Source organism: Tardiphaga sp., assembly GCF_028290785.1.
Classification (GTDB): Bacteria; Pseudomonadota; Alphaproteobacteria; order Rhizobiales; family Xanthobacteraceae; genus Tardiphaga.
In genome coordinates this window covers 1-12,827 of sequence record NZ_JAQGJD010000318.1, presented here as the reverse complement: position 1 = coordinate 12,827, position 12,827 = coordinate 1, and the positions used below count along the sequence as shown (strand labels likewise).

Sequence of the window (12,827 nt, the reverse complement as noted above, 5' to 3'; positions counted from 1 at the left end):
TGATTACAACGGCTTGCGTGTGCCCATCCGCGGCGGCCATCGCATGACCTCACCGCGATCGGCGGAGCGGATCACCGTCTGGGTGAAATGATTGAGCGCGGAATATTCAGCAAAGAACCGGTCGAGTATCGCCCCGAGCAGGAACATCCCCGATCCCTCGAACGTCTTCTCGTCGATGGTCACAGTCACTTCGATACCGCGGGCGGTGCCGATGCCGTAGCGCTGGCGGATACGGCGCACGATGGGCCGGCTATCGACGCTGCGGATGCCGCGAATGCGGCGCTCGACAGCTCCATCCGAAAGATCGGCGAACATGGACAGCGTCTCGCGCAATGCTTGCGCGCTGCGGCCAGCGCCGCGGTCGACAAGACCGAGGTGATTGGTGCTGAGCATATTGATCAGGCGCCAACTCACCGTACCAGTATGGGCGACCTCACTACGGCTACGCAGCTGGCTGACGACGGGCTCGCGCGGCGGCGTCGGCCCCGCCACACATTGCAGTTCGAGCGCGACATCATCGATCATGCGGAAGTCGGCACCGCCCATGCCGACGGGCAACAGTTCGGTCAGATGCCGGTTCGAGCAGAGCGTGCGCACGCTCAGCTCAGCGATACCCTTATCGCTGCCATGACCGCCGAACTCGCTGAGGGAGATGAACATGTCGGTCCCGATATAGCTCGACGGCATGCCGCCGCGTTTCTCCTCAACAGCGCGTCGGCGCTGCTGACGGCGCACCGTGTAGAGCGGACCCGACGAATTCTGTGGCGCTTCGAGCGATGCTGCATAAAGCGGCCGGACCGGAACCTTGGCGCCGCCACCTGGATAGTGCGCGAAGACATCAAGCAGCCGGTGCGGTTCGTAGTCCAGATAATGACTGCGATCGGGCACGACGTGATACTCATGCTGGTTCGATTTCAGCGGCACGCGATCGGCCGTTTTCTCGAAAAGATTGACCGCCGGCGCTGCGAAAAGCGCAAACATCGACGGCTGAACGGCAGAGGCCAGACGCATATTGACTTCGTCAAAGGTGAACAGCACGTCGATTGTCTTGGCCCTGAGCGATGGCGTGACCTGATCCAGTCCGGTCAGTTCGAAGCCGAGAAACTTGCGCGGGAACACGAAGAATTCCCGCAGCAGATCGAAGCCCTCGAAAACCCTGTGGTCGTTTGGAAACAGCGCATCGTCGCGGTCGATTCCAATCTGCTGCAGGCAGCCGACCGGCATTGCAAGAACCACGGGGTCGCCGAATTCATTGAGATAGCGGACATGGACGCTTTGGCAGCGGGCGAACATCTGTTCATAGATGGCGATCGCATCCGCCTCCGGCCCAACCAGATGTATCGGCAGATTAGCGAGGCGCGACGATGAGAATAGCATTTCCGGCTTTGCTAAGGATTCCGCATCCGGCGGCTCGTCCTCGAACCGCGCCGTGGTTCGCACGGTCAACGTCAAGCGCAACCCGGCCAGAACGTCGCCATCGACCCGAAGGCCATGCGATTCGAGCGGCGCGGGCGACGAAAAATACTCGGCACCAACGAGCTCGAACGGCCAAACCGTAATATTGCTGCTCAACCGGTAGCGGCAGGCGATTTGCTTGTCCTGCTCGCGGAATGTTGCGTCGAGATACGACCCGCGCGCAACCACATTCCCTTCATTGAGCGCGCGGTCACCGTAGCGTGGCGTGACCTTGACCAGCATCGCTGACGGCGTCGGCGCCAGATAATGCGGTACCAGTTGTTCGAGCAGGTTATTGGTAAATTCCGGAAATTCATGCTTGAGCTTCAACTGGACCCGCGCTGCGAGAAACGCAGCACCTTCGAGTAGACCGCCGACGAGCGGATCGACCCGGTCTTCCAGTATGCCGCCAAGCCTCTCCGCAATGCCGGGATATTCCTCGGCGAATTCCCTCGCCTGCTCGTTAAGTAGTTGCAGCTCCTGATTATAGATGTCGAGGAATTCGCGGTTCATCGTAACGATAGCCGGTTCACAAGGATCTTGCCGCTTTCGACAATATCCGCCACGAACTCAACCGGGACATGCACTGGATGGCAGGTCAGATCTCCCCGCACGATAAAGCGGATTTTCAACTCCTCGGGATCGACGCTCTTGTCGCGCTCTATATGAAGCGACCCCGGCGCGAGCCGCGGTTCATAATTTATTACCGCCGTCCTGATTTCATCCGGAATTTTCTTGATCTCGGCGCCGTCGATCGTGCGGCTCGACACATCCGCAAGACCAAAATTCAAAATGGAGCGACGCACATGCGGCACCTCCGACATATCGACAGAGGCCTCCATCGAGATAGCATTCAAGAGCGCATCGAGATCGCGGGCGACTTCGCGCCGCAATACGGTTTCCGTGATTACCTGGCGTGGGCGCATTCGCCGGTCGGCCAGCATCCGTTCGCCGGCTTCATTGCGAATATCGATGGGCTTTTTGGCATCTGCCATCTCATGCGCGGCGCGAAACACGTGCATCAACGGCGGACTGACGTGCCTCTTGTCGAACAGCTCAGCCATGACACATGTTCCTACTGCGACGAGACCCGGTCCAGCCGCGCGCTACCGGCACGAATGTAACCGCACCGTGGGCCTCACTCATTTCTACCTTTGGACCTCTGTGTGCGAGGACACGTTGAACCCAAACTCGACCGCCCCCACGGGGTCTCCCCGTTCGTTCTGAAGTTGATACGTCATCGCGAACTCATTGAAAGTCAGGGTAACGCTCTCCGCAACGATCTGAGGCTCGCACCTTCCCGGCCATTCGATCTTATCGACCTTGATGTTTTTCAACTCGAGGATGAGATACTCCATTTTTGCGACTTCGCCGCTTTGATTATCCACACTGCGGCTTCCGATATTCTTGCGGCAAGCCAGTGTCCCCTTTGGGATGTGCTTTCCAAGTGCGCAAAAGTTCATCAATGTCACGGACGAAACATCATATAACTTGTCAAGCTTGATGCTTCTGAACGATGTATGCTTCACGGCGTCGCCGGGGGTGAGCGATATCGACGCATTGTTTTCGATGTGCCATTCCCATCCGTGGATCTCGATATGATCACGATAGAGGGCATCGATCGATTCACCCTTGATCCCGTCCAGCATCAGAAACATGTCAGCCATGTTAACCGCTCTTGAATAGACAGAGCCGTTGGTCACGAGCCCCATCTCTGCACTGGAAATACCTCATGTGTCGCCGCCCCCGCGCCGCTGGTTCAATCGCATGGCAAGATTTCTGGGATTCGTGACCAAGCACCGTGAACCGATTGGCCGGTCGACGTCACAAAACAGTATCGGAAGCCCAGACGGAACCATGAAGGCGGCGAGGGCTCTTCCATGCGGCAGGTGACCAGATCGGATCGAGGCATGTCGTCTGTCGCCGTTGTACGACGGAGCACGTATACCGGATCGTTCGGGCGACGGAACGCGAATACGCATCAGGCAATATCCCCGCAAGACACATCGGGCCACGCCGATCCCGGCCAGACCTACTTTTTCTTCTCTGCCGGCTTCTTGTCGTCCGGGTTCTTGGCAGCGCCCTTGTCCCCTGCAGCTTTATCCGACGCCGGCTTGTCGGGCGCAGGCTTCTTCGACGGCAGGACTTCAGTGCAGGTCGAAACGGTCTCTTTCTTGCAGCCCTTGATCTCTTTGCCGGAGGTATCGCAGCTACTCTTGATACATTCCTCGCAGACGAAATTCTTCCCGCCGATAACTTTCGAGATGCCCTGCTTCGACGGCACGCAGGCGGGTTCTGCGCGCCCGACGACAGTCGTGGACAGCAGCAACGACATCGCCAGCACATATTTCAATCCGCTCATGGCAATCCTCCCTTTTTCGGGTCGAAAGCTGACAGAGCCGTTCGCCACTGCCAAGGAACGCTCACGCACTCCCTCTTCAATCGCGAGAAATATTCATGTCGAACGAAAATGATGGCACCGCACGAAAAGAAGCAACGGCAACCGAAGTGAGGTCAAAGATGTCACGGCCCTTTCCTCGCAACAGGCCACCGACCGCCTCAGGTTCACGTCTTGTTACCGGACTTCTGGCGATGTGTCTGGCTCTGGGCCTAGCGATTTCTTCTGCGTCAGCCATCAGCAACCTGACCGAAAGCCAGGTCCGCAACGTCTGCGGAAAGGATCTCAAGTCGAGCCCAGGCCATTTTGGCTGCACCAAACCCTGCGCCGACAAGAAGAGTACCTGCATCTACGACTGCAGCGAGAAGACCAAAATCTGCAGTGGCGCTGCGATGGGCGGCGCAGCCGGTACATCGGACGCCACGAAGCGCTGACACTTGCTGGTGGACCTCGCAGAACGTTTGACATCTTTGTTGGCAAAAAGGTGATCGATCATGACGTTATCTTCGAAACCTGGCATTCGATACGCGTCACTTGCATCTATTTTTTCCTGGATCTTGGCAGCGACACCAGCCGACGCGCAGTCGCCGCAGAGGGTGTATGGCTGCACCGCCACGCAGATCCAGGCGGCGCGAGCGGATGCCTGCATGCGGAAGCTCGATAGCGACCTCCTCAAGGGTTACAAGAACATCCACGTGCTGCGCTGCCAAGGCGACAAGGTGGAGTGTTGCATTAGGCTCGGGGATTCCGGATGGGGAGGATGCGAAAGCGCGCTGGTGGCGCCGCGCGACAGCAAGGGAATCGCAACTCGATCGCCAAAAATGCCGGATCCTATGTGTTCAACCTTGAAATCGGTCAGTGGCGCCTGGACAGCCGATGCGGCGTCGATCAAGGCGGCGACCGACAAGAAATCATGTTCGCAGACATTCCGCTGCACGGCGCCTGCATCGGGCTCGCTCTCGGCGGACGAGAAGAGATGCACACCTGTCATTACTGTTTCGAATAGGCAGGTCACGCAGAGCGGGACCTGCGTCCCCGGCTCCAAGCCCGGCACCTGTAGCTCATGTCTCGCCAAAGCACCGAACGATCCCTGCACGGTCGCATTCAGGGATTGACGTCGCGAAACCCGGGTAAATCTACAGGCGATCGACTGCTTCAATTGAACGCGCCGCAAAGCCATTGCGACCAACGGATCATCACAACCTAACAGAGGAGGCCGTCCGATGACCCGCAACCTGTCCCTTCTGATATCCGCAGCCGCTATTGTCTTTATCCCGCATGTCGCATGGGCCGGGTGCAACGGCACCGGCTGCCAAGCGCTTTCGAGCACCTCGAATTACAGCGCCCCCGACAAGCGGGTCAGGGCTACCGTGACGAACAAGGACGCCTCCAACCCCGTGAAGCTCAAATTTTGCGTCAATGTCGATTATCACTGCAACGGATTCGAGGCGACGCTCGCACCGCGCGAAACGATCACCCGGGATGTCCCGTTCAAGGGCACCAAGCCTCCCCAAATCCATGCGGTCGATGTCGTCACCGCGGAATTTCCGGCCCAAAGCGCGTCGTCTGGCGCCGGTAACGCAGGCGCTTCAGCGATCGCGTTCGATACTCCACGCGGAAAGGTGGTGTATCTCGCCGCGAAAAAAGACGTCGCGCAGCCCTTGCTGAAAAAGGCGACCGACTTTTTCAAGACCGTCGATGACAACTACCTCGACGGCCAACGTCACGCCGATAAGATGCACGAGTTGTCCGACAAACTTGGCACTGTCAAGGATATCGAACGCGAGATTGCCATGCTGAGAAACAAGGACGGCGGCAGAGTTAAGGACCAGGCCCACATCGCACAGGGCGCCGAATTGCAGCTGAGCCACTTTAAATCGACGCTCAAATTGGCGGGAACGAACGCGTCATATGCCGCGTCGAATCTCAAGATCACCGAGGATGACCTCCGGGGCGCGCGCGATATGGAGAGGGCCCGCGAACTGCGCGCCGACGCCGACAAGGCCCAGACCGGCTTCAACGTTATTTTCAACCTCATCAACACTGCAGCCGACACCGCGATCGTCGTCATGCCGGTCACCGATCCCGGGAGCAAGGTCAATTCCGCGGTCGCAAACATCCAGAAGGTCTTCGATGTCTTCGGCAGCAATCCCTGGCTGGAAGAGGCCGCAAAACTGGAGGCAAGGGCGCAAAAGATGGGCATGGCCAATGCCGAAAAGAAGTTTGCGGCAGCTAAGGTTTATATGACCTCACTGAAGCAACAGCTCAGTGAGCTCCAATCGAAACTGCCCGCATACGAGTCTTTGGTGCGTGATGCACGCGGCGCAGCCGAAGAGGGATATGACAAGATCGCACAAGGACAGAAGAGCGGCAACAGTTTCAAATTCGAAACGCTGGAGCAGGCAACTAGCGAAGCTCAACGCACGATCGACTACGCAAGGAAGGTCACTGAGGCCGCTTATGGCACCCGCGCAGCGCTCAAGCAGCTCGGCGAAAGCAGCGGCTGGATGGCATTCCCGAGCGATGCGCGCAGCGTCATGAACAAGATGGATAGCGAATCCAAAGAAGCTTTTGATTGGGGCGTGAAGGAGCGCCAGAGCGCGGAGGCGCTTCTGAAGAAATTCAACGAAATGTATATGATGGCCCGCACGGCGATGCAGTGAGAGCGCAATTGGCGAGCTGAATCATGGCAGCCGAGTGTGCAGTTGATGCCAAATTGCACACTCCTGTCCAAATCGGACAGATGCGTGCGCTTCCGCATCGAACGGGAGGCGGTCAAAACGGATTCCGAAGCCGTTGTTAACTCGCGCGGCCGGCGCAACAGTTCAAGAGATTGCCGCGACCTTGCCTATGAGAGCGTGCCGAATTTGATGACAGTGCCTAGCGAGGCGCCAGGTAGATCCATGCGGGGGACGTGCCGATATTGATGGGATAAAGGCATCTTGACAGATCCCAATGGATTCCGCATTGCGCCACGGGCGGCCATTCGATATCGCCCTTTACGCGAGTATGTCCGACCGAGGCCATACGCCGCAATTATTATCGTTTTCAAACGTTGATATTTTCGGTTGATATCGACCTTTATTCACTGGTCCTTACCGAACCGACATTCGCATCGAGCGCGCATTCCTGAATGTCAGGTAGGCCAACGAGGATCGGCGATATCTCAACTCGAACCCGACAGCCAGAACCGCCGTTCCGGAGACCGCCGAGAGACCCACTCCGGCCGGGCCACTCATAGGAGATCGAACCAAGTCTCCGCCCGCCGTCTCCCAAAAACGGAAATTTCTCCGGTGTTAGCCAGAGACTTTCGGGAATTGGACAACTTACGGGGAGATTTCACCGGCCAGAGATATGCCCGCTCGCAAGCGAACGCGCCCACCCAGAAGCCGCTCGCTTTCACGCAATCGAGTGCTGCCGGAAAGCAGGCTGCATTTCCTGCCAATGAGCACACGCAGGTCTTCCGGGACACCTTTCCGGAGCAGTAGAAACCGATGTTGGGATGCTTCCAGGGACGTGCCAGTGCAAGAGGCATTGTACCAGCCTTTTGTACGAGGCGGGTAGTGCCAAGCCTCTGATCTTGCTTAGTCCCTTTTAAACCAATGGTTTAAAAGGGGGATGATGCCACGAAAGGATTGTTGGTCCAGAGCTATAGAGCCAGCAGATTCAATGACTTAGCGGACCTGCTACTGTCGCCTTTGTACCGACCTATTGTGCCGATGTCGAGCAATCTGAGAGCGTCAAACGGCCGCTTCGCGCCCGAGGCGGCCGTATGAAACGACCGACCGTTGGCCCTCATGGAGGGGTCTACGATTTTCTTGCGGCCGTCAATAACAGTTGATTTGGACCTTCCCACCCGGTGGCCGTTTCATATCGACTGAGAACTTGCTCCATATCCGCCCATGCGGCTTCAGCTTTAACGCCGTCAAGGCTCTTCAATATCTCGACGATCGGCCCCGCCGATGTTCGTATGAATTTCATGTAGTCCTTGACGGTCGGGAGGTGAAACGGCGCTGCAACGCTGGTGGTCGCGATCTCGCGGAATCCCGCCCCCTTGAACAGGTCATCGATCAGGCCGAGCTTGCCGAGACTGAGCAGCCCGCCGGGCTGAAACGGATCGCGCGGCGGCAGGCCGGCGTGCCCGAGCGCCGTCGACATCAGCGTCGTCACACAGGGATTGGCCTGGGGCGACCCGAACACCATGGTACAGATGCCGCCACCGGGTTTGAGCACCCGCGCCATTTCACGCAATCCCTGTAACGGGTCGCCGAAAAACATCAGGCCGAGCCGACAGACCACCGCGTCGAACCGGGTGTCCTCGACCTGCAAGTTCTGTCCGTCCGACGCGCGCGTCTCGACGTTGCGATGACCCGCGGCGGCAGCCTGCTGCGCTGCGAATTGAAGAATCTCGGGCGACAAATCCGTGGCCAGCACGTAGCCGTCGGGGCCAACCCGCTTGGCGATATCAAGGGTCTGGTCGCCGGCGCCAGCGGCCACATCGAGGACATGGGCGCCGGGTTTAACGCCGGCCATTCCAAGCATGGCCTGCGTCGCCTGCTGCAGCCACGGCCGAATGACGGCGCCGGACTCGCGCCAGCCCCGGGCCGCCTGGTCCCACTGCGCGCGCATCGCCGCCGTGGCAACATCAGGGTCGACGGAAAACTCTTTGTTCATGGCACGCGCTTTCGAACTCGTTTCAGGTCGGATTATTCAGGTTTGATGTTGCCGTCGCGGACGATAGCTTCCCATTTGCTTAGCTCGGTCTGCAGATGCGCCGCGAACGCGTTCGGCGAGCCATTGATCGGCGTATATCCAAGCCCTGCCAAGCGATCCCGCACGTCCGGCAACGCCATGATCTCACCAATTTGCCGATGCCTGAGTTCGACGATGTCGTCAGGCGTTCCCTTCGGCAGCAATATCCCGTCCCAGAATCCGACCTCGTGGTTCGGTATGCCTGCCTCCTCCAGCGTGGAAATGCTGGGAAATTCCGGAGCACGCGTCTTGTCGGCAATTGCGAGCAACCGAAGTTTGCCGTCGCGCACCAGCGGAGCAACGATCGGAAGGGTGAGGTGCAGAATCTGGGTGTGACCGGCAACCGTTGAGGTCACGGCCGGATGCCCGCCCTGGAACGGGACGTGCACGACGTCGAGCCCGAGCGTGTGTTTGAATAGCCGCTCGCTTGCGAGATGCGGCGAAGAACCATAACCGGGCGAAGCGTAATTGTACTTGGCGGGGCTCGCATGCACCAGCGCAACAAGTTCCAGGATGGTGGTAGCGGGCACGGACGGGTTGACCGAAATCGTTTCGGGCGCCGCGACCAATAGTGTGATCGGCGTAAAACTGTCGGGAACCTTGTAGGCAAGCTTTTCGCCGATCGCGGGCTGAACGACGAAATTCTGATTGACGATGACCATGGTGCAGCCGTCCGGCAACGCCTTGGCGGCCGTCGCGGTGCCGATCATCCCGCCGGCGCCGGGGAGATTCTCGACATAGAACCGCCCGCCCGCCTCGGAGAGCTTCTGCGCCAGGATTCGCGCGATCACATCGTCCGGCGACCCCGGCGGGTACGACACGATCATTTTGACGGGCTGCGAGCATTCAGCCCTTGCTGGCTGCGCGAGGGCCGACGATACGAGGGCGGTCGTCACCACCCCCAATATCAGCGGGTGTACAAGGCTCTTCATCGCGATCTCCCGGATGTCTCGGCCGCCAGGGAACGCCTGTTGGCGTCCTCATAAAAAGCCTAGACGCCCAATGCCACGGTCGTAAGCCGCAGGATTGCGGTACCCCGCCGCAGAAGTGCATAATCGCACCATGTTCGATTGGAACGATTTGAAGTATTTTCTCGCCGTGGCCCGACACCACAGCACGATCGCCGCCGGGAAATCGTTGGGGCTTAGTCAATCGACGGTACAGCGGCGCTTAGCCGAACTGGAGCGCGCGATCGGGCAGCCACTGGTGAAGCGTCACCCGTCAGGCTATCGCCTGACAAAATTCGGCGAGGAGTTGTTACCCCACGCCGAGCGCATCGAAGCCGCGGTAACCGACTTCGAACGGCGGGTCAACGATGAGGCCAACGACCTGACCGGTGTGATCCGGGTGACTTGCCCAGAACCGATCATCGGCCGCATGACTAAATCCGCCCTAATCGAGCGCTTCCAGACCCGACATCCCAAGCTTCGGATTGAATTTGTAACGAGCGACCGATACCTTGATCTGTCGAAGGGCGAGGCCGATGTCGCCTTCCGGTCCGGCGATACCGACGACGAACTTGTCGGCCGCAAGGTCGCGGATTCGATCTGGGCGGTCTATGCGAGCCGGGGTTACGTCGAACAGCACGGCCAGCCTGCGACGGTGAATGACCTGCCAAATCATCAGCTTGTCGGCTTCGATGAAACGCTCAGCATGCACCGCGCATCGGTATGGCTGCGAAACGTGGCGCCGGACGTCAAGATGTCGGCACGCACGAACAGCGTGTTGGGTCTTATCTATGCCGTGAAGTCGGGATTGGGCCTTGGGCCCCTCCCCGCGTCCCTGGGCGACGCCGAACCCGATCTCGTACGCGTGCTCGGCCCAATTCCGGAGCTGTCGCGAAGCTGGCGCCTGCTGGCGCATCCTGACCTCCGACAGGTCCCGCGTATTGCGGCGTTCTTCGATTTCATTCTTGCAGAACGCGAGTTGGTGAAATCCATTTTGGCCTGACGGATTGGAATGGGAGTAACGGGATGAGACCCGACCGTCGGCTATTTATCCCGATGCCTCAGATTACTGATGGCCGCTGGAATTCGCCGCCAATAAGGAATTCGCATTAGAAATGGCGCCTAACTCCCGTACTCCGCATCAGCCGCAATGTCCGAAATGGCACTTGCCCTTCACCAAATGCCCGCTCCGCGCCACGAGCGGCCAGTTGCAAACTTCGAACCGTGTCGGCTTTTGATTGGTCGCGTGCCGGTTATGAACCTGTATGGCATGTCCAGCGGTACAACGAAGCGGCGCAAACAGTCCGCCCGCACCGTAAGACATTGGTCGCTTTTCGGATAAGGATCGTCCTTTTCTGCCTGTTGCACGCGACGCTCACCGGGAATTGCCAAGCGCGGCGCCGATGGCGCGCGCCGCTTCCATCACGTGAACGGAATACTCCTTGATCTGCTTGCGCTTGACGCGCGTGTCGGGCCCGGACATTCCAATGGCGCCGACCAGTTCACCGGATCGACCGATGATCGCACATGCGCAGGCAGCGATACCCTCTCGCCATTCGCCGTGCAGCACATAGGAATAGCCCTGCGACCTCGCCACCTCGATATCCTCGCGAAGCTCCTCGATCGTCATGCGCGTCGACGCCGTGTAGCGTTTGAAATGTGGCTTGAACCGCTCAAGGTAATTGTCGGGTAATTGAGCGAGCATGGCCTTGCCGGTTGCCATCGTGAATGCGGGCGCCCGCATGCCGACGCTCGTGTGAGCCCGGATGTGATGTTCACTTTCGATCTTGTCGACATACACCACGTCGGTATCTTCCAGTATCGAAAGGTGTATCGTTTCACCCGTCACCTGCATCAGTTTCGCCATCATCGGACGAGCAATCTTGATCAAATCCATCCGATGAATGACATGGCTGCCGAGAGCCCAGATCTTCGTCGTCAACTCGTACGTGCTGTGCGGGGGGTTCTGACGTACGTAGCCTTGAGACTGCAGCGTCATGAGCAACCGATGAACGTTGCTCTTGGTGAACTTTAGCTCGTTCGCGAGTTCGGTAATGCCGCGAGGTCCGTCGCTCAACGCGAGGGTTTCGAGAAGACGAAGTCCCTTGATAAAGGCCTTATCCATCCAATGACCACTGCTGCATGATTGATCTCCGCCTCGCCTGATCGGTTTTCAGCGCAGGACCTCGGCGCCCAGCTCCGTGCTGGGCGCCGACGTCACCGGGTCGCCTATTGGGCGAGAAGCGCGTTCAACTTCTCCTGCCCATATTCCTCGTTGGTCGAGTTGCCCGCCGGCGACGGCGCGCCCCAGTAGGTCGGGCTCCACTCGATCGCCTTGCTTACGTTATCCGGATTGTTTGCCCAATAGCGAGATACCTTTTTATCTGTTGCCGCTTCGAACACAACGGAAGACGGAAGTGCGACCGGGAAGGTCGACGTGAGCTGTGCGGCGCGCGTCGGGTCGAGACGCCAGGACAGCAGCTTGAGCGCATTGTCGTAGTTCGGAGCGCCCTTCGGAATGGAGAAGAAATCGTAATAGACGAAGCCTTGATTGAAGGTCAGATCGATCGGAGCGCCTTCGAGCGCTAGCTTGCTCATCGATCCGGTGTAGGCCATGCACATGTCCGCCTCGCCATCAAGCAGCAGCTGCGGCGGCTGTGCAGATGTCGTCCACCACTTGGCAATGTGAGGTTTGATTTCCTTGATCTTCTTGAGCGCTCGCTCCATGTCGATCGGATAGATCTGGCTCTTGTCGACGCCGTCTGCCATCAGCGCCGCCTCGAACACGAAGCGTGGCCAGGCCGGCATGCAGCGGCGGCCGGGAAATTTCTTCACATCCCAGAAATCGGCCCAGCTCGTCGGTACGTTGGCGCCTTTGAATTTGTCCTTATTATAAACGATGCCGACGCCGATCACCTGAAGCGCAACACCCTTTTTCCGCTTCAGATTGTCAGGCATGGCAGCGAGCGTCTTCTGCGCCGGCTCGGATAGCTTGGTGTAGTCGATGTCGGCCAGGCAGCAGTCGCCGAGCAGCTTGGTCTCCTGATCGAAGATAAAGGTCAGGTCCCACTGCGCCTTTCCGGCCTCGCCCTGCGCTTTGATGCGCGGGCCGCTGCGCGCTTCCTGGACCGTCACGACCTTGATGCCGGTCGCCTTTTCGAACGGATCGTACATCAACTTGCGCAGCGCGTCGCCGTAGCCGCCGCCAGGGTCCTGCATGATCACGACGTTGCTCTGCGCGGACGCCAGACCGGTCCCCATCAGGAATACGGCAG

The 12,827-nt window shown here is 58.8% G+C and carries 12 protein-coding genes; 2 read left to right on the top strand and 10 right to left on the bottom strand.

Features of this window, described 5'->3' with window-relative positions; genetic code table 11:
- Window positions 1-3 precede the first annotated feature (3 nt).
- The 6 genes from tssF to JWR89_RS19525 form a co-directional block, all read right to left on the bottom strand.
- A complete protein-coding gene (gene tssF / locus JWR89_RS19550; RefSeq protein WP_299719131.1) occupies window positions 4-1,968 on the bottom strand; it encodes a type VI secretion system baseplate subunit TssF in 1,965 nt (654 codons plus the stop codon).
- The gene (gene tssE / locus JWR89_RS19545; RefSeq protein WP_299719129.1) at window positions 1,965-2,519 is read right to left on the bottom strand and encodes a type VI secretion system baseplate subunit TssE; all 555 of its coding nucleotides are present in this window, start codon (window positions 2,517-2,519) and stop codon (window positions 1,965-1,967) included. The genes tssF and tssE overlap by 4 nt, the downstream gene beginning before the upstream one ends.
- An 84-nt stretch (window positions 2,520-2,603) precedes the next feature.
- Entirely contained in the window at window positions 2,604-3,122 is a 519-nt protein-coding gene (locus tag JWR89_RS19540; protein ID WP_299719127.1) for a type VI secretion system tube protein Hcp, read from the bottom strand.
- 365 nt (window positions 3,123-3,487) lie between these two features.
- Window positions 3,488-3,886, bottom strand: coding sequence for a hypothetical protein (locus tag JWR89_RS19535; RefSeq protein ID WP_299719125.1), 399 nt, complete (start codon window positions 3,884-3,886; stop codon window positions 3,488-3,490).
- 316 nt (window positions 3,887-4,202) lie between these two features.
- Window positions 4,203-4,502, bottom strand: coding sequence for a hypothetical protein (locus JWR89_RS19530; protein ID WP_299719123.1), 300 nt, complete (start codon window positions 4,500-4,502; stop codon window positions 4,203-4,205).
- A 30-nt stretch (window positions 4,503-4,532) separates the two neighbouring features.
- Window positions 4,533-4,844 carry a hypothetical protein gene (locus JWR89_RS19525; protein WP_299719121.1) on the bottom strand — a complete coding sequence of 104 codons (312 nt, stop codon included), beginning with the start codon at window positions 4,842-4,844 and terminating at the stop codon, window positions 4,533-4,535.
- 232 nt (window positions 4,845-5,076) lie between these two features.
- On the opposite strand from JWR89_RS19525, the gene JWR89_RS19520 reads away from it, so the two are divergent.
- A complete protein-coding gene (locus JWR89_RS19520) occupies window positions 5,077-6,516 on the top strand; it encodes a hypothetical protein (protein ID WP_299719119.1) in 1,440 nt (479 codons plus the stop codon).
- 1,144 nt (window positions 6,517-7,660) lie between these two features.
- Here the strand turns inward: JWR89_RS19520 and JWR89_RS19515 are convergent.
- Entirely contained in the window at window positions 7,661-8,527 is an 867-nt protein-coding gene (locus JWR89_RS19515; protein WP_299719117.1) for a class I SAM-dependent methyltransferase, read from the bottom strand.
- Between the two features lie 32 nt (window positions 8,528-8,559).
- Entirely contained in the window at window positions 8,560-9,537 is a 978-nt protein-coding gene (locus tag JWR89_RS19510; protein WP_299719115.1) for a tripartite tricarboxylate transporter substrate-binding protein, read from the bottom strand.
- 130 nt (window positions 9,538-9,667) lie between these two features.
- On the opposite strand from JWR89_RS19510, the gene JWR89_RS19505 reads away from it, so the two are divergent.
- On the top strand, window positions 9,668-10,555 hold the full coding sequence (locus JWR89_RS19505) for a LysR family transcriptional regulator (RefSeq protein WP_299719113.1): 888 nt from the start codon (window positions 9,668-9,670) through the stop codon (window positions 10,553-10,555).
- A gap of 372 nt (window positions 10,556-10,927) precedes the next feature.
- Here the strand turns inward: JWR89_RS19505 and JWR89_RS19500 are convergent, their stop codons facing one another.
- Window positions 10,928-11,677, bottom strand: coding sequence for an IclR family transcriptional regulator (locus JWR89_RS19500; protein WP_299719111.1), 750 nt, complete (start codon window positions 11,675-11,677; stop codon window positions 10,928-10,930).
- 104 nt (window positions 11,678-11,781) lie between these two features.
- The coding region (locus JWR89_RS19495; RefSeq protein ID WP_366143002.1) for an extracellular solute-binding protein at window positions 11,782-12,827 on the bottom strand (1,046 nt) is incomplete at its 5' end.